This is a genomic window from Streptomyces sp. NPDC050658, assembly GCF_044457025.1.
Classification (GTDB): domain Bacteria; phylum Actinomycetota; class Actinomycetes; order Streptomycetales; family Streptomycetaceae; genus Streptomyces.
This window is the reverse complement of the sequence record NZ_JBITGM010000011.1, coordinates 76,127-97,476: the sequence shown is the minus strand read 5'-3', so window position 1 is coordinate 97,476 and position 21,350 is coordinate 76,127. Positions and strand designations below refer to the sequence as shown.

Genomic DNA, 21,350 nt, shown 5'->3' with positions numbered 1-21,350 from the left:
CGGTGACGCAGCAGAGCGGACAGGGCGCCGCTTCCTCCGATCCGCATTCCGCGGACCGGCAAGCGCACGAAGGCATCGTGCTGCCTGCCGACGGAAGTGAGCCCCTGATGCCCGGCACCGCCGGTGACCAGCACGTGGCCCCCACCGGCGGCAGCCCCTGGGGCCAGCCGTGGGGTCCCGGCCCCGCGGACCCGCCGGGCGTGGGCCAGGCCTGGGGCACGGCCCCTGACCAGCAGCACCAGCAGCACCAGCACCAGCCGCAGCCCTACGGCGACCAGCAGCACCAGCACCAGCCCTACGGCGACCAGCCGCAGCAGCACCAGCAGCACCAGAGCCATGGCGCGGGCGCCCCGCTCCCCGCCGAGGGCATGCCGCAGCCCCAGCAGGGCGGCGTCCAGCCCTACGGCTCGCAGCAGCAGCCCGCCGCTCCCGCGTACCAGCAGCCCGCGGCCCCGGCGCAGCAGCCGCCCGCCGACGCGACGTACGGCGGCCAGCTCCCCCCGGTCGCCGAGCCCGGCCAGTTGCCCGCCGGCACTCCCGCCGCCGCGCCGCTGCCGCCCGCCGCGCCGCTTCCCCAGGCCGCCGCCGGGGACGCCGACGCGACGCAGTACATACCGCCCGTCGCGCCGGGAGCGCTCCCGCCCGAGGCGCCCGCCGACCAGGGGACGCAGGTCCTCGGCCGGGTCTCCGCGCCGCTGCCTGAGGCATCCGGTCCGGGAGCACCGGGAGCACCGGCCGCTCCGGGCGCGATGCCCGCAGCCGCGCCCGCCGCCCCCAACCCGGACGCCGAGGCCACCCAGTACATCGCCCCCGTCCCCGCCGCCCCCGGCACCGCTCCCTTCGGGATCCGGCCGGGAGCCCCCGGGGACCGGCAGCCGCCCGCGGAGTTCGACAGCCTCTTCCGCACGGAGCAGCCGGAGTCCGACGCCGGGTCCACGCAGCAGATGCCCCGCTTCGAGGCCCCGCAGCCCGCCCCCGGCCACGGCCACGGTCACGGCCAGGGTGACGGCGGCGGACGTGCCGCGCGCCGTGCCGCCGCTGCCCCCGCCGGCCGTGGTGGCGGCCGTACCGGCTCGAAGGTGCCGCTGTTCGCCGCCGCCGGTGTCGTCATCGCGCTGCTCGGCGTCGGCGCGGGTGCCCTGCTCAGCGGCGGAGGCGGTGACGACGACGAGGCCGATCCCAAGACCGTCTCGGAGTCGGCCCCCGCGGAAGAGAAGCCGTCGCCCTCGGTCGACCCCGCCAAGGAGCAGGCCGTCGCCCTGGACAAGCTCCTCGCCGACAGCAACAACAGCCGCGCCTCGGTGATCACCGCCGTACGCAATGTCGGCAAGTGCGCGAACCTCGCCCAGTCGGCCACCGATCTGCGCAACGCGGCCAAGCAGCGCAACGGCCTGGTCACCCGGCTCTCCACGCTCTCCGTCGACAAGCTGCCCGCCAACGCGCAGCTGACCGCCTCCCTGAACAAGGCGTGGAAGGCGTCCGCGTCGGCGGACAACCACTACGCGGCGTGGGCGGGACAGGTCGCGGGCAAGAAGGGCTGCAAGAAGGGCCACGCCCGGACGACCTCGCACACGATCGCCGCGAACAAGGCGAGCGGCGAGGCGACCACGGCCAAGACGGAGGCGTCCCGGCTCTGGAACGCCATCGCCACCAAGTACGGGCTCACCACCCGCGACAAGTCGCAGCTCTGAGCGGCCGGGCGCGCTCCGGTGGGCTTACTTCACCTGCTCCAGGGTCTTGGTGACGTTCACGAACCCCTTCCGCGCCGGTACGAGACGGCCGTCCCGTACGACCTGGAAGGTGACGTCCGCGTTGACCAGGCGCGGGAAGTCGCTCGCCGCGAGCATGTCCTTGAAGCGCCAGCTCAGGGTGGGGGTGAGCCGACCGGTGCGGACCTGGAGGCCCGAGTCGAGTGCCCGGCGCAGCGATCGCGAGGTGACCTCGCCGCCGTCGAGCGACTCGACGACCTGCTTGAGGACCGTGTAGGCGATCCAGGTGGTCTGTACGCCCGCGTCCGCGGGGTCGACGCGGTTGTCGCCGAACGCCTGCTCGCGGATGGCGCCGCGCATCTCGTCCCAGCGCGGATCACCGGCCGCCGGGTACCAGCCGGTGACGTAGGCGCCTTCGTAGGGTCCTTCGGCGCCACCGGTGCGGTCGATGAGGGACTGGTCGAGGCTGCCGAGGACGGAGGAGATCCTGGCGGTCGGGTACGCGTCCTCGGTGCGGCGGTAGGAGTCGTAGAACGTGTCGGTGCGGGCGCCGAGCGCCGCCGTGACACAGCCGCCGCTGCCCGCGCGGGTCAGGGCCTGCTCGGCCTGGACGGTGAAGTCGGTGCCGTCCTCGGGGGCCCGGATGTCGGCGGCGGGCCGCAGCCGGCCCTGGGTGAGGCCGGCGTCGAGCAGCTTGGGCAGGTCGTCGCCGGCGATGGTGTCGGGGCGTACGAGGGAGACGCGCTCGCAGTGCGCGGCGAGCTGCAGTCCGTTGCCCGCCATCAGGGCGGGTTCGCCGCCGTTGACCGGGTACGACAGAGGGCTGCTGAACTCCTCGTCGGTGACGCCGTATCCCCCGATGTAGGGGATTCCGGCGACTTCGAGTGGGGAGAGGAAGGACCGGCCGTGCTGGCTGTAGGAGCCGACGACGGCGGCGACCTTCTTGTCGACCGCCTCGCGTGCGCAGTCCGCGGCGCCGACCGGGTCGTTGTGGTCGTTGCAGGTGATGACCTTGAGCTTGCGGCCGTCGAGTCCGCCGTTGGCGTTGACCCAGCGGGCGTAGGCCTTGGCCATGGCGGGGATGCCGGGCTTGTTGGTCGCCTTGGTGTTCTCGGGGGCCCAGGTCATCACGGTGACGGGGTCTTCCCTGGATCCCCCCGTGGAGCCAGGGATGACCCCGCAGCCGGTTGTCAGGGACGCACACGCCGCCACCAGGGCGACCGCGGTGAGCGCTGCGGACTTGGAGGGGCGGGTGAGCAAGGTGCGTCGCGAGACGGGCATGTGCAAGCACGATTCCGCCGCAGTGCCAACCGAGGAGTGACGTTTCGCCAACGCATGGTGACAAGAAGGTGAATGACAGGGGCCGATTCGGCCGCTCCGGAGGGCGAACGTACGATCGATGACCGTGCAAGGTTCGGAGAAGTCTTCCCGTCGCGGCCGTCGCTCAAGCACCATGGGCGGCATGCCAACGAACGACATGCCGTGGTGGCGCTGGCGCAGCAACGTGCGCTCGGCGCTGCACATGCTCTCCGACCCGGAGTTCCAGCGTGAGTGCTGGCTCGCGGGTCGCGAGGAGTACGGGGACGTGACGGACGCCGTGTACCGGCTCGTCGAGGACACGTGGCTGGACAACTGGTCCGCCGAGAAGTACGTGGGGACGATCTTCCGGGACGCGGAGGAGGCGGCGCTGGTCGATGCGGCGGTCCTGCGGGTGCTGCGGATCATGCATGAGGTGGGGCCCGATGCGCTGGTCTCCGCTTACCTGGATCACCCGGGGTGGCCGGAGGCTGTGCGTGCCGCGCGGGAGGCTCATGTGCGGCTTGCGGTGAGCGACGGGGAGAGCCCTGATGAACTTCCCCGGACTCTTGAGGTGCTGCGGATTCTGACTCGGTCTGCCTGAGCTGGTGCGGGCGCCTGATTCATCGGGACCCGGAGCTGCGGGCTGTGCCCACCCGTTCCGCCGTGCGGAACGCCTGCCCACAGCGGGGACAGCATGTGGGAACCTTGAGCGCATGAACGAGAAGGCCCCCGCCCCTGCTGAGCAGTACGTCCTCACGCTCTCCTGCCCCGACAAGCAGGGCATCGTGCACGCCGTGTCGAGTTATCTCTTCATGACCGGATGCAACATCGAGGACAGTCAGCAGTTCGGCGATCACGACACCGGGCTCTTCTTCATGCGGGTCCACTTCTCGGCCGAGCCGCCGGTGACCGTGGAGAAGCTGCGGGCCAGCTTCGCCGCGATCGGTGACTCCTTCCAGATGGACTGGCAGATCAACCGGGCCGACCAGAAGATGCGGGTCGTGCTGCTGGTCTCCAAGTTCGGGCACTGCCTGAACGACCTGCTGTTCCGCTCCCGGATCGGCGCGCTGCCCGTCGAGATCGCGGCGGTCGTGTCGAACCACACCGACTTCGCCGAGCTGGTCGCCTCGTACGACATCCCCTTCCACCACATCCCGGTGACGAAGGACAACAAGCCGCAGGCCGAGGCGCAGCTCCTGGAGCTGGTGCGCGCGGAGAACATCGAGCTGGTCGTCCTGGCCCGCTATATGCAGGTGCTCTCGGACGACCTCTGCAAGCAGCTCAGCGGGCGGATCATCAACATCCACCACTCGTTCCTGCCGAGCTTCAAGGGCGCGAAGCCGTACCACCAGGCGCACGCGCGCGGTGTGAAGCTGATCGGTGCCACCGCGCACTATGTGACGGCGGACCTCGACGAGGGGCCGATCATCGAGCAGGAGGTCGAGCGGGTCGGGCACGACGTGACGCCGGACCAGCTGGTCGCGATCGGCCGTGACGTGGAGTGCCAGGCGCTTGCGCGGGCCGTGAAGTGGCATGCGGAGCGGCGGATTCTGCTCAATGGGCGGCGGACGGTCGTCTTCGCCTAGGGCCTGTCCGCCGGACAGGCCCTGGCGGCGGGCCGCGCTCACATCCTGCTCAGTGAAGCCGCCGCGAACAGTACGTCCCTGATCGCCTGGCGGTCGCCCACCTGGCCCGCTGCCGCTTCCTCCGGGGAGACATGGCCCGCGGCCAGCCGGCAGAACTCGACGCCGTCGAGGGCCACGTGGGCCACCTCGTGGTCCGGTGACGCTTCGGCCGCCGGGGAGTCGAGCGGGATGAACCACTCGCCACCGCCCATGCCCTCGACCTCCAGGCGCAGGCTCCGGCCGGGCGTGCCCGCGGCGACCAGTCCGCGGGGCGGTGGCGCGAGACCCGAGCGGCGGCGGTCGGCGAGGGTGCCGGGGAGCAGCCGCGCGGCGAGGTCGATCATGCGGTGCAGATGGCGTGGGGACGGCGGTTCGTAGGGATAGTCCACGGCTTCCGCGATGTCGCCCGCGTGGATCCAGCACTCGAAGGCGCGGTCCACCAGTGAGTCCCGCAGCGGCAGCTCGGGGCGGCGGCCCGTGGTGTCCGCGGGGCCGTAGGCCACGGGGAGTCCGCCGGAGCCGGCGCCGGAGCCGGCGCGGGAGCCGGAGCCGCCGGACGTGAAGGACACCGTGCGGATCAGCTCGTGGGTCTGCTCGCGCCAGGGGCCGCGCACCGCGCGGGTCGGCGGGAAGTACGAGGCGCGCCAGTACGCCTCCGTGCGGTGGGCGGGGCCGGCGCTGGCGGCCACGTCCGTGCCGAGCGGGTCGTCGAGGCCGAGGGCCGCGGCGACCAGGCCGTCGACGGCGAGGAGATGCGCGATCACGCCCGCCACGGTCGTCTTGCGGCTGACGGGGTTGTCCTCGTCGAACCAGCGCAGGCGCACCGGGGCATGCCACTCCGAGTCGCCGATGTCCCGCAGCAGCGCGTCCAGGCGGGCGGTCTCCGCGTCGTACGGAATCGCCCACTCCGGCACCGGGATGCGCGGCGGGCGCCGGCCGAGGCAGCTCTCGATGACTCGGCTCCGCAGGCCGGGGTCGAGGTCGAGGCTCTCCTCCTGGTGCAGCAGGCCGACCGCGTCGCGCAGCCGCAGGGCCTCCTCCGCGCAGGGGCCGCAGTCGCCGAGGTGCTCCTCGACGGCGATGGCCTCCTCGGGGGAGCAGGCGGCCAGCGCCCACGCGCCGAGGAGGGACTTCAGGACGCGGTGGTCCAGGGCGAGCGGAGGATCGGGCAAGGGCTGTCCGGTGTCTTCTATGGAGGTGCGGGGCAGCGGTATGCGGGGCTGCTCACCGGGGAGGCCCGGCTCCTCGTGCGGTTCCTGCCGGCCGGGCCCGTTCACAGCGCTCTCCCGTAACCGGGCGGGGACCCTGGCGAGGGGTGCGGGTCGGTCTGGACGCCCGCTTCGTTGGCCGTGGAGAGCAGCTGGAGGCCCAGGCGGAGGCGGCGGCGGGCCTCGTCCTCCGTGACGCCCAGGTCGGCGGCCGTCTGGCGGTAGTCCCGCCGCTGGAAGTAGGCGAGCTCCAGGGCGGCGCGCAGCGGGGCGGGCATGGCCGTGACGATGTAGTCCGCGCGGGCGGCCGCGGAGGCGCGGCGCACCTTGCGCTCCAGGTCCTCCGGGGTGCCCTCGCCGCCGCGGGCGAGGGCGGCGGACTCGGTCTGCCGCAGCCGCTGGAGGGCCCGCTGGTGGGTGACCGTGGCGACCCAGGAGCGCAGGGGGCCCTGCTTGGGGTCGTAGGCGTCGGGGTTCTCCCAGATGTGGGCGAAGACCTCGCGGGTGATGCGGTCGGCGGCCGCCTCGTCCCCGAGCACGCGGTGGGCGAGGCCGTGCACGAGCGAGGCGAAGCGGTCGTAGAGCTCCCCGAGCGCGGCGGCTTCCCCGTGCGCCAGGCGCTGCTGCATGCGGCGGTCCCAGCGGCGCGGCGCTTCCTTCGCCATGCGTCCCCCTCTGCGCGTGACGTCATCGACTCGGGCCGGCTGCGGCGTCCCGACAACGCGCACCGGCCACTCGTCCCGATCGAAACCTTCCATCGAATGTAGTCGCCGCCGCCGACAACGCACTCCCCTTTACGGCAAGCACGGCAAAAGTGCGCCCGTGCCAGGCCTCGGATGATAGGGACCTGCGTTGCTGGTGTTTCATGGACGGGAGGCGGGGCACCCGCGACAGAGGAAGCGTAGGGACGGCTTCCGGTTCTCAGCGGGCGAGCGACGAGCAGCGAGAGGCGTGCGTGTGACGCTGAAGGTGGCCGTGGACGAGCGGGGCGGCTGGGCCGTGCTGCGGGTGTCCGGCGAGATGGACCTGGTGACCTCGCCCGTCGTGCGCCAGCGCGTGCACGACGCGGTGGCCGACGGCCGCCGCAGCCTGGTCCTCGATCTCTCCGAGGTCCTCTTCTGCGACTCCAGCGGCGTCGGCGTACTGATCGCGACCCGCCGCCTCTTCCGTTCCTGCCAGGGCAGGCTGCGGCTGATCCTGCCCGCGCAGGGCGCCGAGGACGGCTCGCACGTGAACCGGGTCCTCGCGGCCCTCGGCGTACGCCGTCTCTTCGAGGTCTTCCCGGACGTGACGGCGGCGGTCGACGACGGGGCGACACCGCTCTCCGCGTAACGCTCCCCGCGACCGGACTCCCGGGTGATCATCAGGAACGGAATCCTGGTACAACCTCTCTTGTCCCGGTCTTGGCACAAGGGTCGGCTTACGGCCTCCGGGCGGTCGCCGAAGACGTACGCTCGCTGCCAGAGACACCCAGGGAACCCCCTGTGCACACGCACCCAACCGCAGAAGTGAGGCGGCCCGAACACCATGGACAGTGCCGAGTACGAGCGTAAGATCGCGGCCCGTTTCGCCACCTTCGACCAGGACGGCAACGGCTACATCTCCCGTGAGGACTTCAGCACGGCGGCTGTCGCCCTGCTCGCCGAGTTCGGCGCCACGGCGCGCTCCGAGAAGGGCCAGTCCCTCTACATCGGGGCCGAGGCCTTCTGGCAGGGCATGGCCGGGATCGCCGACCGCGACGGTGACCAGCGGATCACCAAGCACGAGTTCGTGGGCGGCGCCGTGAAGCGCCTCGCCGACAACCCGGCCCGGTTCGCCGAGATCGCCCGCCCGTTCCTCGACGCGATGATCGCCGTCGCGGACGGCGACGGCGACGGCGCGGTCAGCCCCCAGGAGACCGAGCGCGCCCTGAAGGCGCTCGGCGTCCGCGCTGACATCGCGGCGGCGGCGGGCACGGCGCTCGACGCGGACGGCGACGGCAAGATCCTGGAGTCGGAGATCGTGGCGGCGTTCGCGGCGTATTTCACGGTGCCTGAGTAAACCGCTCCCGCAGCTTGTACTTGAGCACCTTGCGCAGGGTCTCGTTGCGGGGCAGGGCCTCCACCACCTCGAACTGCTCCGGCAGTTTGTACGTGGAGAGGCCTTGCCCGCGGAGATACGACACCATCGACTCCAGGGTCAACTCCTCGGCTGCATCCGCCAGTTCCAGCACCGCGCACACCCGCTCGCCCCGCTCGGCGTCCGGCAGCCCGATGACGGCGGCGTCCCTGACGGCGGGATGCCCGTGCAGCAGGTCCTCGATCTCCTTGGCGGAGATGTTCTCTCCCTTGCGGATGATGATGTCCTTCGCGCGGCCGGTCAGGACGAGATGCCCCGTCGGCTTCACGTGCCCCAGGTCACCGGTGATCAGGAAGCCGTCCGCGTCGAAGACCTCCGCGCTCTGCCGGGCGTCCAAGTAGCCCTGGCAGACGGCCTCCCCGCGCAGCCGCACCTCCCCGTCGACACCGGCGGGCACCTCCTTGCCCTCGGCGTCCGTGACCCGGATCTCCATGCCCTCCGGAGGCGCCCCCTCCGTGGTGGCCAGGTTTTCCGCGGTGTCGTCCGGCGCGCCCATGGTGATCATCGGCACCTCGGTCATGCCGTACCCGTGGGTGAGTTGTACGCCCATCTCGCGTACGACGGAGTAGTAGATCTCCGGCGGCTTCGGCGCCCCGCCGCCCGCGAGGAGGCGCAGGCCGGGGATGACCTTCTCGCCGGCCGCGAGCTTGCGCTGCTCGGCGAGGAACATCGAGTAGAACGCGGTCGACCCGCCCGCCACCGTCACGCCGTGCCGCCGGTAGCCGGCGAGCGCGTCCGGCAGCGCGAACTGCTCGAACATGACCGCGGGGAAGCCGTACAGCAGCAGCATCACCGTGTAGTCGGGCCCGGCGATGTGCGCGAAGGGGAACGCCATCGAGCCGACGTCGTCCGCCGACAGATGCAGCGCGTGCGCGAGGCAGGAGCCGCCCGCGATCAGTGAACGGTCGGTGTGCAGCACGCCCTTGGGGTCGGACGTGGTGCCCGAGGTCCAGTAGATCCAGCGCACCGATGTGCCGTCGGAGGGCGGGGGCGGCAGTACGGACGGGTCGGCGTCGGGCAGATCGTCGTCCGCGTACGCCTCGAAGATGCCCCGCGCGCCGAGCCGGTGGGCCATCTCCGTGTGGTCGAAGCCCCGCCACACCCCCGGCACCGCGAAGAACTCGGCCTTCGACTCGCGCAGCGCGAAGCCGACCTCCCGGTCGCGGTAGAAGGGGATGACGGGGGACTGGACGGCGCCGACGCGGGCGAGGGCGAAGGAGAGCAGGGCCGTCTCGATGCGGGTGGGCAGCTGCCAGGCGACGACAGTGCCAGGGCGTACGCCCATCTCGTACAGGCCGGCGGCCACGCGCTCGCAGCGGTCGCGGAGTTCGCCGAAGGTGAGCGTGCGGTCGTCGGCGGGGTCCGCCGCGGCCTGGATCAGGACCGGGGCGTCGGGTGTGCGCGCGGCGCGCCGCTCGATCAGCTCCCAGAGGGTGCGGGACGCCCCCAGCGCGTACGCGGTCTCGTTCTCCGAGGTCCTGGTCCTCATGCGATCCCCTCACGCCGTACGGCCACAACTGACGGACAGTCAGATCGTGCCGAGAGCGTAAGCCTCGGCGCCTTGTCGGTCCAGGGGTGCGGGGCTAGCCTGCTATCTGACGGGTCATCAGATAGTCCCGGAGTGGCCGGAGGGATGACCTTCAGGCGCCCTGAAAGGCAGGACGGACACCATGACCGAACTTCCTCGGATCGTCAGCGTCGACGACCATGTCATCGAGCCCGCGCATCTCTTCGAGACCTGGCTGCCCGCGCGGTACCGGGACCGCGGACCCAAGCCCCTCACGGCCGGCATCGGCGAACTCGCCTACGTGGCGGGCAAGTACCAGATCACGATGGACCCGGACGGGCCGCCCACGGACTGGTGGATCTACGAGGACCTGAAGTTCCCGTACAAGCGCAACATCGCCGCCGTCGGCTTCGACCGCGACGACATGACCCTGGAAGGCATCACGCGCGCCGAGATGCGCCGCGGCTGCTGGGACCCGGCCGAACGCCTCAAGGACATGGACCTCAACCACGTCGAGGCGTCCCTCTGCTTCCCGACCTTCCCCCGCTTCTGCGGCCAGACCTTCGCCGAGGCGCACGACAAGGAGGTCGCCCTCGCCTGCGTACGGGCGTACAACGACTGGATGGTCGAGGAGTGGTGCGGCGACAGCGGCGGTCGACTCATCCCGCTCTGCATCATCCCGCTGTGGGACATCGACCTCGCCGTCGCCGAGATCAAGCGGAACGCGGCGCGGGGCGTGCGGGCCGTCACCTTCTCCGAGATCCCGACCTACCTGGGCCTGCCCTCCATCCACTCCGGCTACTGGGACCCGTTCTTCGCGATCTGCCAGGAGACCGGCACGGTCGTCAACATGCACATCGGGTCCAGCTCCCAGATGCCCGCCGCGTCCCCGGACGCCCCGCCCGCCGTGCAGGCCGCGCTGTCCTTCAACAACGCGATGGCCTCGATGATGGACTTCCTCTTCAGCGGCGTCCTCGTGAAGTTCCCGACGCTCAAACTGGCGTACTCCGAGGGCCAGATGGGCTGGATCCCGTACGCCCTGGAGCGCGCCGACGATGTATGGGAGGAGCACCGCGCCTGGGGCGGCGTCCGCGACCTGATCCCCGAGCCCCCGTCGACGTACTACTACCGCCAGATGTTCTGCTGCTTCTTCCGCGACAAGCACGGGGTCGCCTCGCTGGACGTGGTGGGACGGGACAACGCCACGTTCGAGACGGACTATCCGCACGTCGACTCGACCTTCCCCAACACCAGGGAAGTCGCCCTCGACCACGTCAAGGGACTCGACGACGAGACGATCCACAAGCTGATGCGGGGCAACGCGATCCGCATGCTGGGCCTGGACCTGGACAAGTAGGCGGGTCGGCGTGGATCTCACGTACACGGAGGAAGAGGAGGACTTCCGGGCACGGCTGCGCGCTTGGCTCGCCCGGACGCTCCCCGAACTGCCGCCGCGCCCCGACCCGCTGGACTGGCCGGGGCGCCGCGCCTACGACATGGGGTGGCAGCGCAGGCTGTACGACGCCGGATACGCGGGCCTGCACTGGCCCGAGGACGCGGGCGGCCAGGGGGCGACACCGACGCAGCACCTGATCTTCCTTGAGGAGACGGAGAAGGCGGGCGCTCCCTACGTAGGCGCGAATTTCGTGGGTCTGCTGCACGCGGGACCGACCATCGCCTCCGAAGGGACGCCGGAGCAGCGGGCGCGCTGGCTGCCGCCCGTCCTGCGCGGCGACGAGGTGTGGTGCCAGGGCTTCAGCGAGCCGGACGCCGGATCGGACCTCGCGTCGCTGCGCACGCGCGCGTGGCGGGACGGCGACGACTACGTGGTGAGCGGGTCCAAGATCTGGACCTCGCACGCGGAGGTCGCCGACTGGTGCGAACTCCTTGTGCGTACGACACCGGTGAGCGAGGAGGTCCCGAAGCACCGGGGCATCTCCTGGCTCGCGATGCCGATGGACGCCCCGGGGATCACGGTCCGGCCGCTGCGTACGCTCGCGGGCTCCACGGAGTTCGCCGAGATGTTCCTCGACGAGGTGCGGGTGCCGGTCGGCAACCGGGTCGGCGCGGAGAACGACGGCTGGCGCGTGACGATGGTGACGCTCTCCTACGAGCGCGGGACGGCCTTCGTGGGGGAGGTCGTCGCCTGCCGCCGCGTCCTCGGCGAGCTGGCCCGTGAGGCGCGGAAGAACGGGCGCTGGGACGACGCGGTGCTGCGGCGCCGGCTGGGGAGGCTGAGCGCGGAGTTCTCGGCGCTGTGGCGCCTCACCCAGTGGAACGTGAGCGAGTCGCAGCGGTCGGGGGGAGTGCCGGGGGTCGGCGGGTCCGTCTTCAAGCTGCGGTACTCGCATGCGCGGCAGGAGCTGTACGAGGCCGCGGGGGAGGTGCTCGGGGCGGGCTCCCTGGACCTGGGCCACGAGTGGACCCTGGACCGGCTCTCGTCCCTCTCCTACACGATCGCCGCCGGGACCTCGCAGATCCAGCAGAACATCGTGGCCGAGCGGATACTCGGCCTGCCGAAGGGCCGGTGAGGGTGCGTATGGATTTCCAACTCACTGAGGATCAGGTCGCGTTGCGGGGTGGGGTGCGGGATCTTCTTGAGGGGCGGTTTGCCCTGCGGGCGGCGGTGGACTCCGGCGGTGGCCTTGACCGGGGTCTGTGGCGGGAGCTGGGGACTGCCGGGTTCTTCTCGCTGATGCTTCCCGAGGCGGAGGGAGGGGTCGGTCTTGGACTTCCGGAGGCCGCGCTTGTCTTCGAGGAGGCGGGGCGGGTGTTGCTGCCCGGGCCGGCGGTCAGCTCCTTCCTTGCGGCGGGGGAGGTGCCGGGTGCCGCCTCGGGGGAGGTTGTGGTGACCGGGGTCTTCGGGGCGCTGGTCCCATGGCTGGACGAGGCCGATGTTGTTCTCGGGGACGTGGAAGGTGCTGTTCCGTTGCGGTCCGTTGATCCCCTTACGCCGCTTCATCGCATACCCGGCAGTGGGGGCTTCGCCCACCCTTCCCCAAACTCTCGGCTTCGCTCGAGCAGGGGAGGCCCCACTCGCCCTGCGGGACGCCTGCCCGAAGCAACGTTGCTCGTAGCTGCCGAGCAGGTCGGGTCCGCCGGCCACACCCTTGAGATGGCCGTCCGTTATGCCAGAGAACGTACCCAATTCGGGCAGCCCATCGGCGGGTTCCAAGCCGTGAAGCACCTGTGCGCGCAGATGCTCGTGCGGGTCGAGCTCGCCCGCGGTGCCGTGTATGCCGCCGCCGTCACCGGTGACGTACTGGAGATCGCGGGGGCCAAGCTGCTCGCCGACGATGCCGCCGTGTGCAACGCCCGGGACTGTCTGCAGGTGTACGGCGGGATGGGGTTCACCTGGGAGGCGGACGTGCATCTGCATCTCAAGCGGGCCTGGGTGCGGGCCGAGCTGGGGCCGTCGGCGGCGAGTGCGGAGGAGGAACTGGCGGCGGCACTGTGACGCTGTGCAGTCAGTGGGGCGCGGTGTGTTGGTGTGAAACGGTGTGGCCACAGTGCGGAGAGTGATCGACTTGTGGAGTCCCCCAGGTGGGGGGAGGCTACAGAGCGTCGATATCGGGTTGTGTCCTAGGCGTGACTCGTCACGGCATGGAGTCGGGCTTCCGCTCCGGTACCTTGTGTGGGATGCGAATGGTTCTGAGGCCGAGCCATCCCGGTGTTGCCCCTGAGGCGGCTCCGGACCCGGCGATGCTTGGACTTCGCAGCGCAGGAAGGCGCATCGCGCCCGCCTGTTCGACCCCCGGCGGCGCGCGTCGCACAGTATGCCGCACGCGTACTCCTTCGCGCTGGAATATGCCCGAAGCGCTTGTTGGGGTGACTGAACGTCAACCATGCTGTCTCTCAAGGGGATCACGTTCCGTGACCCTGTGGAGTCGCGAGGCGATGTGTCCGCCGGTTCGGATGGTGTGAGCGGTGCAGGTGCTTCAAGTTCAGCTGGAGGTCAGGCCCGACCCTGCGGAGGTGGGGAGGGCCCGCAGGTGGGCGCGTTCGCGGCTCGCCGGTTCTGGGATAGGAGTCGATGAGCCGCTGGCCGAGACGCTGATCCTGCTGATCTCGGAGCTGGTCACCAACGCCGTTGTGCACACCGGCTGTCCGGCCGTCCTGCGCATGGTGCTCCCCGACGCCCCGGACGTCGCCGAAGAGGCCGCCGGGCAGGTGTCGGGAACGGTCAGGGTCGAGGTCGCCGACGCCAGCGCCCGCCCGCCGCGGCCACGGCACGCGGAGGGCGACGAGACCAACGGCCGCGGCCTCGAACTCGTCGACGGCCTCGCCGACCGCTGGGGCTGGCAGACCGAGGGCGCGGGCAAGAGCATCTGGTGCGAGGTGGACCGGTGCGACCAGGGGGTCGCGGCGGTGACGTTCGACGGGACGTCCTACGACGAGGCGACCTGTGTCGGGACGTCCTACGACGACGTGGCGTTCGAGGCCGTCTGAGCTTCCGGGTTCCGGGTCGCCGGGCCGGGCCGGGCTTTCCCTGCGGACCCGTCGCCCCCATCGACCCCATGTCGCGCGGACTGCGCCCCTGACGCCCGTTCCGGGCTCCCTTATGCGCCGTCGCGTGCCACGATGCGCGGCCGTGCGCGTCCGGTGCAAATCCGGCATAATTCATTAATCACCGGACGGGTGTTGACGTACCGTGTCCGATTGATCACGCTTGTGTGCAGCGATTCGCCGCGAGGGGACGCCGAGGGACGGTGGTGTGTGTGGCCCGGACCTCGGCGAGATGTGGGTCGCCATTCGGCGTCAGTCCCTTCGGGGCCGATAGTGACAGGGCTTGTGCGCCGGAGCCGGATGGCGGCGCGTGCGGCAACGCGCTCGGGGCGGGAGCCGGGGCGCCGCCATCCGACGCTCACAGCACGGCCACCGGCGCCACGGGTGTGCCCGTGCCGCCGACGAACGGCTCGGGCATCGCGGAGAGCAGGAAGCTGTAGCGGGAATCTTCTGCACAGGCTGTGGACAACTTTTCCAGGTCCCAGTTCTGGCCCTGCAGCATCCCCATCTCGACCAGGTCGAGCGCGTGCACGGGCAGCCACAGGTTCTCGATCTCCGGCGGGAAGATCTCGAAGGTGAGGGTGTCGTTGGCGACCGCCGCGACGTCGCGCGCGTGGAACCACTCCGGGGTGCGGACGGACAGGCCCGGCGACGGATAGCCGTACGCGTGCTTGTCGCCCGCCAGATAGGTCTGGATCTGCCCGGTGCGGACGAGGACGATGTCGCCGGCGCGGACCGTGACGCCCCCGAACTCCGCCGCCTCGGCCAGGTCTTCGGGCGTGACCGCGTGGTCGCCGGGCAGCCGGTCGACGCCTTTCGCGCGGGCGACGTCGAGCAGGACGCCGCGCGAGACGACGTACGGAACCTTCTCGATGCCGCTGAACTGCGCTCCGGTGTGCGGCGCGATGGTGTGCGCGGGGCGGCCGTTGTAGATCTTCCCGGAGTGCGAGGCGTGCGTGAGGGCGTCCCAGTGGGTGGCCGTCTGCAGGCCCATCGTGACGACGTCGTCGCTGGTCGCGACCGTGCCGGGGCCGAACAGCTCCTGATTGACCTGCACCATCGCGTGCAGCGGGTTGACCCGGCCGCGGATCATGCCGGTCTGTACGCCGTCCTCCTTGAGCTGCAGCGCGAGGGGGATCCGGCGGCCGGTGCGGACGGTGGCGGCGGCCTCGCGGACGACCTCGTCGGTGATCAGGTTGAGGGTGCCGATCTCGTCGTCCGAGCCCCAACGGCCCCAGTTGTTCACGCGTTTGGCTATGTCGTGGAACTCCGCTGGCAGGGCGGAGGGTGCCGCGCCTGAGTCTGACATGAGTCCTCCCCGGGGCTTGTCTTCCGGTATCTGACGGGTCATAGAATCTAACGGTCCGTCAGAAACCGCGGGAAGGGGCCGGACGTGGGGAACTTCTTGGCAGGCAAGGTGGTGGCCGTGACCGGCGCCGGGCGCGGCATCGGCAGGGCCGTCGCGCTCGCCGCCGCGGCCGAGGGCGCGAGGGTCGTCGTGAACGACTACGGCGTCTCGATGGAGGGCGGTGAGCCGACCAGCGAGGTGGCCGACGCCGTGGTCAAGGAGATCCAGGCCGCGGGCGGCGAAGCCGTCGCCGTCGCCGACGACATCTCGACCATGGCGGGCGGTCAGCGGATCGTCGACATCGCGCTCGCCGAGTACGGGCGGATCGACGGGGTCGTGTGCGTGGCCGGGATCCTGCGCGAGCGGATGCTCTTCAACATGTCCGAGGAGGAGTGGGATCCGGTCGTCGCCACGCACCTGAAGGGGACGTTCACCGTCTTCCGTGCCGCATCGGCGGTCATGCGCAAGCAGGGCACGGGCACGCTGATCGGCTTCACCAGCGGCAACCACCAGGGGTCCGTCGCACAGGCCAACTACAGCGCGGCCAAGGGCGGGATCATCTCGCTGGTGCGCAGTGCGGCGCTCGGGCTCAACAAGTACGGGGTGACCGCCAACGCCGTTGCCCCCGTGGCCCGTACGCGGATGTCGGCGAACGTGCCGATGGAGCTGAAGGAGATCGGGGAGCCGGAGGACGTGGCGGCGCTCGTCACCTATCTGCTGAGCGACCGTGCGCGCGAGGAGAAGATCACCGGGCAGGTCTATACGGTCGCGGGGCCGAAGATCGCGGTGTGGGCACAGCCGCGGGAGCTGCGGGCCGGGTATGTCGAGGGCGGCTGGACGCCCGAGAAGATCGCGGACTTCCTGCCGGGGACGGTGGGGGTCGATCCCATGCCGATGCTGGCGCAGTTGGAGTCCATGGCGAAGGCGGCGGCGGCCAAGGAGCGGCCGAACGCGCGGCCGGGGGGTCGGCCGGGCGCGTAGGCGGGCCAGGGGCGTGGACTGCTGTGGGGTCTACGGCGGCTCCGACGGAATTCAGCGGAACATCATCGCCGAGCGGATGCTCGGTCTGCCGAGGGAGGCTCGATGAGGGGTGTCGTGTTCGACGGGCGCAAGGCCGATGTCGTCGACGACCTGGAGATACGCGATCCGGGGCCGGGGGAGGTGCTGGTCGCGATCTCGGCGGCGGGGCTCTGCCACAGCGACCTCTCGGTGATCGACGGGACGATTCCGTTTCCGGCGCCGGTGGTGCTCGGGCATGAGGGCGCGGGGGTGGTGGAGGCGGTGGGCCCAGGGGTGACGCATGTTGCCGCCGGGGATCATGTGGCGCTCTCCACCATCGCCAGTTGCGGCGCCTGCGCGGAGTGCAACCGGGGGCGGCCGACGATGTGCCGGCGGGCCATCGGGCGGCCGGAGCAGCCGTTCTCTTCGGGCGGGAAGCCGGTGTACCAGTTCGCGGCGAACTCCGCCTTCGCGGAACGGACCGTCGTCAAGGCCGTGCAGGCGGTGAAGATCCCCGAGGAGATCCCGCTGACGTCGGCGGCGCTGATCGGGTGCGGGGTGGTCACCGGGGTCGGTGCCGTGCTGAACCGCGCCAAGGTGGACCGCGGGGACAGTGTCGTCGTGATCGGGACCGGCGGGATCGGGCTCAACGTCCTTCAGGGGGCGCGGATCGCGGGGGCGACGAAGATCGTCGCGGTGGACGCGAATCCGGCGAAGGAGGCGGTGGCGCGGCAGTTCGGGGCCACGCACTTCCTGCCCTCGGTGGAGGGCGTACGGGAGATCCTGCCGGATGGGGCGGACCATGCCTTCGAGTGTGTCGGCCGGGTCGAGCTGATCCGGTCCGCGATCGATCTCCTGGACCGGCACGGGCAGGCGATCCTGCTCGGCGTCCCGGCGGCTGCCGCCGAGGCGTCGTTCGTCGTCTCCTCCCTGTTCCTGGACAAGTCGATCCTCGGCTGCCGCTACGGCTCGGCGCGACCGCAGCGGGACTTCGCGCTGTACGCGGAGCTGTACCGGGAGGGGCGCCTGCTCCTTGACGAGCTGGTGACGGAGACGTACCCGGTGGAGGACTTCGACAAGGCGGTGGAGGACGCGGAGGCGGGCAGGGTTGCGCGGGGGGTGTTGGTGTTCTGAGGCCCCTTGCTCGCGTCCGCCCGGCCGCCGGGTAATTCGGGGGCGGTCGCAGCCCCGGGCGCCTAGGTTCGGGGGATGAGTTATCGGGAGGTGGCCAGTCGGGCGGTGGCCGCGTGGGGGGTCGTGGCCGTCGGCGCCCGGATGCCGGTGGCCATGGCGCCGTTGGCCCTTGTCTTTCTGGTGCGGGAGCGGCCGGGCGGCTACAGCCTCGGGGCGATGCTGGCGGCGGCGTACGTGGTCGGCGAGATCGTCGGGGCGCCGCTGCTGGGGATGCGGATGCGGGCCGAGCGGGCCCGGCCGCAGCTCGCGGTGGGGCTCGCGGTCGGCGCGCTCGCCTTCGGCGCGTTGGGCGTGCTCCCGGACGCGCCCGCCCTCGTCCTCGCCCCGATCGCCTTCCTCGCCGGTGCCGCCCCCGCCGCCGCGCCCGGCGGCCTCCGCGCCCTGCTCACCAGCCTCGTGCCCGAACGGGCCGTACCCCAGGCGATGTCCGCGGAGTCCATCCTCACGTTCAGCGTGTGGGCCGTCTCCCCCGCCGCCGTCACGGGACTCGCGCTCGGCGTCGCGCCGCAGCTCCCCCTGGTACTCGCCGCCGTACTGATGGCCTCCTCAGTGGCGGGGCTGTGGATGCTGCCCGTGGGATGGAGCTCCGACGAGGGCGACCGGGGCGGTGAGTCCATGGTGCGGATCATGGTCCGGGCCTGGCCGGTCTATGTGACGGGTGCGGCCAGTCTCTCGCTGCTCGCGCTGGCCGAACTGGTGCTGCCCGCGCTCCTGGAGCAGCGCGGGATCGCCGTGGGGTGGGCCGGGCTGCTGCTCGCCGGGCTTGCGATCGGGTCGGCCGTCGGGTCGCTGGTGTACGGGCTGCGCAGCTGGCCGGGGCGGCTGCGTACCCAGAGCATGGTGTTGATGTTCAGCGTGTCCGGGTGCGTCGTGCTGGTCGCTCTGGCGCCCAGCGCCGGGCTCATCGGGGGGTGCCTCGTCGTCGCCGGGGTGTTGCAGGCCGGGGCCATGCTCACCCGGAATCTGACCCTGCGCGAGGTCCTGCCGCCGAGCGCCCTCGCCGCCGGGTACTCGGTGATGTACGCGGCCGTCGGCGCCGGATACGCCGCCAGTGGCTCACTCGCCGGCGCGCTCCTCGGGGTCGTCGCGCCGTCGACCGCGATCCTCGCCGGTGTCGGTCTCACCCTCGTACTGACGGTGATCGGCGTGCTCGGCGAGGTGAAGCCGTCACCGGGCGCCGAGGCGGACGTCCCGGAAGGTGCGCCGGTACGCGGTGGGGGTGACTCCGAGAGCCGCCTGTAGGTGCTGCCGCATCGACTGCGGCGTCCCGAAGCCGGCCTCGCGGGCCACCTGGTCGACCGAGAGATCGCTCGACTCGAGCAGATGGCGTGCCCGTTCCACCCGTTGCTGGGCCAGCCACTGGCCCGGACTGATGCCGACCTCCTCGCGGAAGCGGCGCGTGAAGGTGCGTACGGACATGGATTCCTGGTCCGCCATGTCGCGCAGCTGGATGGGGGCGTGGAGGTGGGCGAGCGCCCAGCCGCGTGCCGTTGTCGTCGTCGCCAACTGGGGCTCGGGGACCGGGCGTTGGATGTACTGTGCCTGGCCGCCGTCCCGGTGCGGCGGCACCACCGTGCGGCGCGCCACCTCGTTGGCCACCGCCGAGCCGTGGTCTGCGCGTACGACATGGAGGCAGAGGTCGACGCCGGCCGCGACGCCCGCCGAGGTGAGGACGTCGCCGTCGTCGATGAACAGGACGTCCGCGTCGACCGTGATCTGCGGGAAGAGCCGCTGGAAGTGCTCCGCCGACGCCCAGTGGGTGGTCGCCCGCCGGCCGTCGAGGTAGCCCGCCGCCGCGAGGACGTAGCCGCCGGTGCAGATGGAGACCAGGCGGGTGCCGGGCCTGATGTGGGACAGGGCCGCCGCGAGTGCGTCGGTGAGGCGGCCCTCCTCGTAGACCGGGCCCAGTTCGTACGAGGCCGGGACGACGACCGTGTCCGCCGTGGCGAGCACCTCGGGGCCGTTCTCGACGACGATCGCGAAGTCCGCGTCCGTGCGGACCGGACCCGGCGGACGGATCGAGGCGGTGACGACCTCGTAGAGGTGGGTGCCCTCGCTGTCGCGCGCCCGTCCGAAGATGCGTTGCGGGATGCCCAGCTCGAAGGGGATCACGCCGTCCAGGGCCAGGACGACGACCCGGTGCGGGCGGGTTCCGGCGGATCCGTCGGGTGCGGTGGTCGCTGAGCCGGAGGGGGCGGTCGCTGAGGCCATGGCCCGATTCTAGCGAAGGCTGTCCCTCGGGCCACTCGATCCGGCCGGACGGTGGCCTGATGCTGATTGACGTGACCCAGACAGACCGCCTGAATGAGACTGCCTCGAAGAAGGCCGACCTGCATGAGGCCGACCTGAATGAAGCCGACCTGAATGAGGCCGATCCGGATCAGACTGCTCGGGATCGGGCCGCTCGGGATCGGGCCGCTCCGGATCGGGCGGCTCCGGATCAGGTGGTGGAGGCGCCCCGGCCCCGTCGGCCCCGTGGTCAGCGTCGGCGGCGGATCCACCGTGCCTGGTTCGTCGCCGCCGTCACCTTCGTGACGATCATCGGCGCCGCCGCCTTCCGCTCGCTTCCGGGGCTGCTCATCGACCCGCTGCACCAGGAGTTCGGCTGGTCGCGCGGCACGATCGGGCTCGCGGTCTCCATCAATCTCGCGCTGTACGGACTCACCGCGCCGTTCGCCGCCGCGCTGATGGACCGGTTCGGCATCCGCAGGGTCGTGGCGGTCGCGCTCGTCGTCATCGCGCTCGGGTCCGGCCTCACCGTGTGGATGCAGTCCGCCTGGCAGCTGCTGCTGTGCTGGGGGCTGCTCGTCGGTCTGGGGTCCGGGTCGATGGCGCTCGCCTTCGCCGCCACCGTCACCAACCGGTGGTTCACCACCCGCAAGGGGCTCGTCACCGGCATCCTCACTGCCGCCTCCGCCTCAGGGCAGCTGATCTTCCTGCCGCTGCTCTCCTGGCTCGTCGAGGCGCACCAGTGGCGGCCCGCCGCCGTGACGGTGGCGCTCGCCGCCCTCGCGGTGGTGCCGTTCGTGTGGCTGCTGCTGCGGGACCATCCGGCGGACGTGGGGCTGAAGCCGTACGGGTCCGAGGAGTTCGTCGAGAAGCCGCCGCCCGTCACGGGTGCCGCGCGGCGTGCGGTCACCGTGCTCTTCAAGGCCGCCCGCACCGGGCCCTTCTGGCTGCTCGCCGGGACCTTCGCGATCTGCGGCGCCTCGACGAACGGACTGATCCAGACGCACTTCGTGCCCGCCGCGCACGATCACGGCATGCCGATCACGGCCGCCGCCTCGCTGCTCGCGGTCATCGGCGTCTTCGACGTGGTCGGCACGATCGCCTCCGGCTGGTTCACCGACCGGTTCGACGCGCGACGGCTGCTCGCCGTGTACTACGCGCTGCGTGGTGTCTCGCTGCTCTTCCTGCCGCTGCTGCTCCAGGCGACCGTGCAGCCCCCGATGATCTTCTTCATCGTCTTCTACGGCCTTGACTGGGTGGCGACGGTGCCGCCGACCCTCGCGCTCTGCCGGGAGCAGTACGGGGACGACAGCGCGATCGTCTTCGGCTGGGTCCTCGCCTCGCACCAGGTGGGCGCGGCGGTCGTGGCCTTCGCGGGCGGTGTCGCGCGGGACAACTTCGGGTCGTACGACGTGGTGTGGGTGGCCTCGGGCGCGTTGTGCGCGGCGGCGGCGCTGATGGCGCTGGTGATCCGGCGGAGGGGCGCGGACGAGGCGACGCCGGCGGCTCCGGCCTAGGGGCCGGTTCGCCCGCCTGGCCTGCTTCGAGTGCTCAGGGGCGGGCGGCGAGCTGGGCCTCCAGGCCGGTGAGGGTCAGGCAGGGCTTCCC

Annotated in this window: 19 protein-coding genes; 13 read left to right on the top strand and 6 right to left on the bottom strand. The window is 71.4% G+C overall.

Annotated elements, in window-relative coordinates; all coding sequences use genetic code 11:
* The first annotated feature begins 107 nt into the window (after positions 1 to 107).
* A complete protein-coding gene (locus ACIBKX_RS31555; protein ID WP_399376701.1) occupies positions 108 to 1,691 on the top strand; it encodes a hypothetical protein in 1,584 nt (527 codons plus the stop codon).
* Positions 1,692 to 1,715: 24 nt separating this feature from the next.
* Here the strand turns inward: ACIBKX_RS31555 and ACIBKX_RS31550 are convergent, their stop codons facing one another.
* Positions 1,716 to 2,990, bottom strand: a complete 1,275-nt coding sequence (locus tag ACIBKX_RS31550; RefSeq protein ID WP_363269875.1) for an ABC transporter substrate-binding protein — start codon at positions 2,988 to 2,990, stop codon at positions 1,716 to 1,718.
* Between the two features lie 118 nt (positions 2,991 to 3,108).
* Between ACIBKX_RS31550 and ACIBKX_RS31545 the strand changes: the two genes are divergently transcribed.
* Both ACIBKX_RS31545 and purU read left to right on the top strand, forming a co-directional pair.
* Positions 3,109 to 3,609 carry a hypothetical protein gene (locus ACIBKX_RS31545; protein WP_363269876.1) on the top strand — a complete coding sequence of 167 codons (501 nt, stop codon included), beginning with the start codon at positions 3,109 to 3,111 and terminating at the stop codon, positions 3,607 to 3,609.
* Between the two features lie 112 nt (positions 3,610 to 3,721).
* Positions 3,722 to 4,594 (top strand): formyltetrahydrofolate deformylase, encoded by an 873-nt coding sequence (gene purU / locus ACIBKX_RS31540; protein WP_363269877.1) that lies wholly within the window; start codon positions 3,722 to 3,724, stop codon positions 4,592 to 4,594.
* A 38-nt stretch (positions 4,595 to 4,632) separates the two neighbouring features.
* Here purU and ACIBKX_RS31535 read toward each other — a convergent pair whose 3' ends face one another.
* Both ACIBKX_RS31535 and ACIBKX_RS31530 read right to left on the bottom strand, forming a co-directional pair.
* A complete protein-coding gene (locus ACIBKX_RS31535; RefSeq protein ID WP_363269878.1) occupies positions 4,633 to 5,910 on the bottom strand; it encodes a zf-HC2 domain-containing protein in 1,278 nt (425 codons plus the stop codon).
* Positions 5,907 to 6,506 carry a sigma-70 family RNA polymerase sigma factor gene (locus ACIBKX_RS31530; RefSeq protein ID WP_363269879.1) on the bottom strand — a complete coding sequence of 200 codons (600 nt, stop codon included), beginning with the start codon at positions 6,504 to 6,506 and terminating at the stop codon, positions 5,907 to 5,909. The genes ACIBKX_RS31535 and ACIBKX_RS31530 overlap by 4 nt, the downstream gene beginning before the upstream one ends.
* Before the next feature lie 292 nt (positions 6,507 to 6,798).
* Here ACIBKX_RS31530 and ACIBKX_RS31525 point away from each other — a divergent pair, with 292 nt between their 5' ends.
* On the top strand, positions 6,799 to 7,173 hold the full coding sequence (locus tag ACIBKX_RS31525; protein WP_363270136.1) for an STAS domain-containing protein: 375 nt from the start codon (positions 6,799 to 6,801) through the stop codon (positions 7,171 to 7,173).
* Between the two features lie 195 nt (positions 7,174 to 7,368).
* Positions 7,369 to 7,881 (top strand): EF-hand domain-containing protein, encoded by a 513-nt coding sequence (locus ACIBKX_RS31520; RefSeq protein WP_363269880.1) that lies wholly within the window; start codon positions 7,369 to 7,371, stop codon positions 7,879 to 7,881.
* On the opposite strand, the gene ACIBKX_RS31515 is transcribed toward ACIBKX_RS31520, so the two are convergent.
* A complete protein-coding gene (locus tag ACIBKX_RS31515) occupies positions 7,865 to 9,448 on the bottom strand; it encodes an AMP-binding protein (RefSeq protein WP_363269881.1) in 1,584 nt (527 codons plus the stop codon). The two genes, ACIBKX_RS31520 and ACIBKX_RS31515, sit on opposite strands and share 17 nt — an antisense overlap.
* 181 nt (positions 9,449 to 9,629) lie before the next feature.
* Here ACIBKX_RS31515 and ACIBKX_RS31510 point away from each other — a divergent pair, with 181 nt between their 5' ends.
* The 4 genes from ACIBKX_RS31510 to ACIBKX_RS31495 all read left to right on the top strand — a co-directional run bounded on the left by ACIBKX_RS31510 (position 9,630) and on the right by ACIBKX_RS31495 (position 13,915).
* A complete protein-coding gene (locus ACIBKX_RS31510) occupies positions 9,630 to 10,823 on the top strand; it encodes an amidohydrolase family protein (protein ID WP_363269882.1) in 1,194 nt (397 codons plus the stop codon).
* Between the two features lie 10 nt (positions 10,824 to 10,833).
* Complete coding sequence (locus ACIBKX_RS31505) at positions 10,834 to 11,997, top strand: acyl-CoA dehydrogenase family protein (protein ID WP_363269883.1); 1,164 nt, start codon at positions 10,834 to 10,836, stop codon at positions 11,995 to 11,997.
* 8 nt (positions 11,998 to 12,005) lie between these two features.
* Positions 12,006 to 12,923: an acyl-CoA dehydrogenase family protein gene (locus ACIBKX_RS31500; protein WP_363269884.1), complete on the top strand. Its 918-nt coding sequence runs from the start codon at positions 12,006 to 12,008 to the stop codon at positions 12,921 to 12,923.
* A gap of 470 nt (positions 12,924 to 13,393) precedes the next feature.
* Positions 13,394 to 13,915 (top strand): ATP-binding protein, encoded by a 522-nt coding sequence (locus tag ACIBKX_RS31495; protein WP_363269885.1) that lies wholly within the window; start codon positions 13,394 to 13,396, stop codon positions 13,913 to 13,915.
* 415 nt (positions 13,916 to 14,330) lie between these two features.
* Here the strand turns inward: ACIBKX_RS31495 and ACIBKX_RS31490 are convergent, their stop codons facing one another.
* A complete protein-coding gene (locus ACIBKX_RS31490) occupies positions 14,331 to 15,281 on the bottom strand; it encodes a cyclase family protein (protein ID WP_363269886.1) in 951 nt (316 codons plus the stop codon).
* An 84-nt stretch (positions 15,282 to 15,365) separates the two neighbouring features.
* On the opposite strand from ACIBKX_RS31490, the gene ACIBKX_RS31485 reads away from it, so the two are divergent.
* From ACIBKX_RS31485 to ACIBKX_RS31475, 3 genes are all read left to right on the top strand, one after another.
* Entirely contained in the window at positions 15,366 to 16,301 is a 936-nt protein-coding gene (locus ACIBKX_RS31485; RefSeq protein WP_363269887.1) for an SDR family oxidoreductase, read from the top strand.
* A gap of 102 nt (positions 16,302 to 16,403) precedes the next feature.
* Complete coding sequence (locus ACIBKX_RS31480) at positions 16,404 to 17,453, top strand: Zn-dependent alcohol dehydrogenase (protein WP_363269888.1); 1,050 nt, start codon at positions 16,404 to 16,406, stop codon at positions 17,451 to 17,453.
* Positions 17,454 to 17,528: 75 nt separating this feature from the next.
* Complete coding sequence (locus ACIBKX_RS31475; RefSeq protein ID WP_363269889.1) at positions 17,529 to 18,755, top strand: MFS transporter; 1,227 nt, start codon at positions 17,529 to 17,531, stop codon at positions 18,753 to 18,755.
* Here ACIBKX_RS31475 and ACIBKX_RS31470 read toward each other — a convergent pair.
* A complete protein-coding gene (locus ACIBKX_RS31470; protein WP_363269890.1) occupies positions 18,681 to 19,724 on the bottom strand; it encodes a helix-turn-helix domain-containing protein in 1,044 nt (347 codons plus the stop codon). The genes ACIBKX_RS31475 and ACIBKX_RS31470 overlap by 75 nt on opposite strands.
* On the opposite strand from ACIBKX_RS31470, the gene ACIBKX_RS31465 reads away from it, so the two are divergent.
* The gene (locus ACIBKX_RS31465; protein ID WP_399376699.1) at positions 19,715 to 21,259 is read left to right on the top strand and encodes an MFS transporter; all 1,545 of its coding nucleotides are present in this window, start codon (positions 19,715 to 19,717) and stop codon (positions 21,257 to 21,259) included. The genes ACIBKX_RS31470 and ACIBKX_RS31465 overlap by 10 nt on opposite strands.
* The last annotated feature ends 91 nt before the right edge of the window (positions 21,260 to 21,350 follow it).

Bases quoted from the DNA above. Each gene is read 5' to 3' on its own strand.
- ACIBKX_RS31500 (WP_363269884.1), top strand. From the start codon at position 12,006: ATGGATTTCCAACTCACTGAGGATCAGGTCGCGTTGCGGGGTGGGGTG.
- ACIBKX_RS31470 (WP_363269890.1), bottom strand. From the start codon at position 19,724: ATGGCCTCAGCGACCGCCCCCTCCGGCTCAGCGACCACCGCACCCGAC.
- ACIBKX_RS31520 (WP_363269880.1), top strand. From the start codon at position 7,369: ATGGACAGTGCCGAGTACGAGCGTAAGATCGCGGCCCGTTTCGCCACC.
- ACIBKX_RS31515 (WP_363269881.1), bottom strand. From the start codon at position 9,448: ATGAGGACCAGGACCTCGGAGAACGAGACCGCGTACGCGCTGGGGGCG.
- ACIBKX_RS31555 (WP_399376701.1), top strand. From the start codon at position 108: ATGCCCGGCACCGCCGGTGACCAGCACGTGGCCCCCACCGGCGGCAGC.
- ACIBKX_RS31510 (WP_363269882.1), top strand. From the start codon at position 9,630: ATGACCGAACTTCCTCGGATCGTCAGCGTCGACGACCATGTCATCGAG.
- purU (WP_363269877.1), top strand. From the start codon at position 3,722: ATGAACGAGAAGGCCCCCGCCCCTGCTGAGCAGTACGTCCTCACGCTC.
- ACIBKX_RS31480 (WP_363269888.1), top strand. From the start codon at position 16,404: ATGAGGGGTGTCGTGTTCGACGGGCGCAAGGCCGATGTCGTCGACGAC.
- ACIBKX_RS31530 (WP_363269879.1), bottom strand. From the start codon at position 6,506: ATGGCGAAGGAAGCGCCGCGCCGCTGGGACCGCCGCATGCAGCAGCGC.
- ACIBKX_RS31490 (WP_363269886.1), bottom strand. From the start codon at position 15,281: ATGTCAGACTCAGGCGCGGCACCCTCCGCCCTGCCAGCGGAGTTCCAC.
- ACIBKX_RS31545 (WP_363269876.1), top strand. From the start codon at position 3,109: ATGACCGTGCAAGGTTCGGAGAAGTCTTCCCGTCGCGGCCGTCGCTCA.
- ACIBKX_RS31550 (WP_363269875.1), bottom strand. From the start codon at position 2,990: ATGCCCGTCTCGCGACGCACCTTGCTCACCCGCCCCTCCAAGTCCGCA.
- ACIBKX_RS31475 (WP_363269889.1), top strand. From the start codon at position 17,529: ATGAGTTATCGGGAGGTGGCCAGTCGGGCGGTGGCCGCGTGGGGGGTC.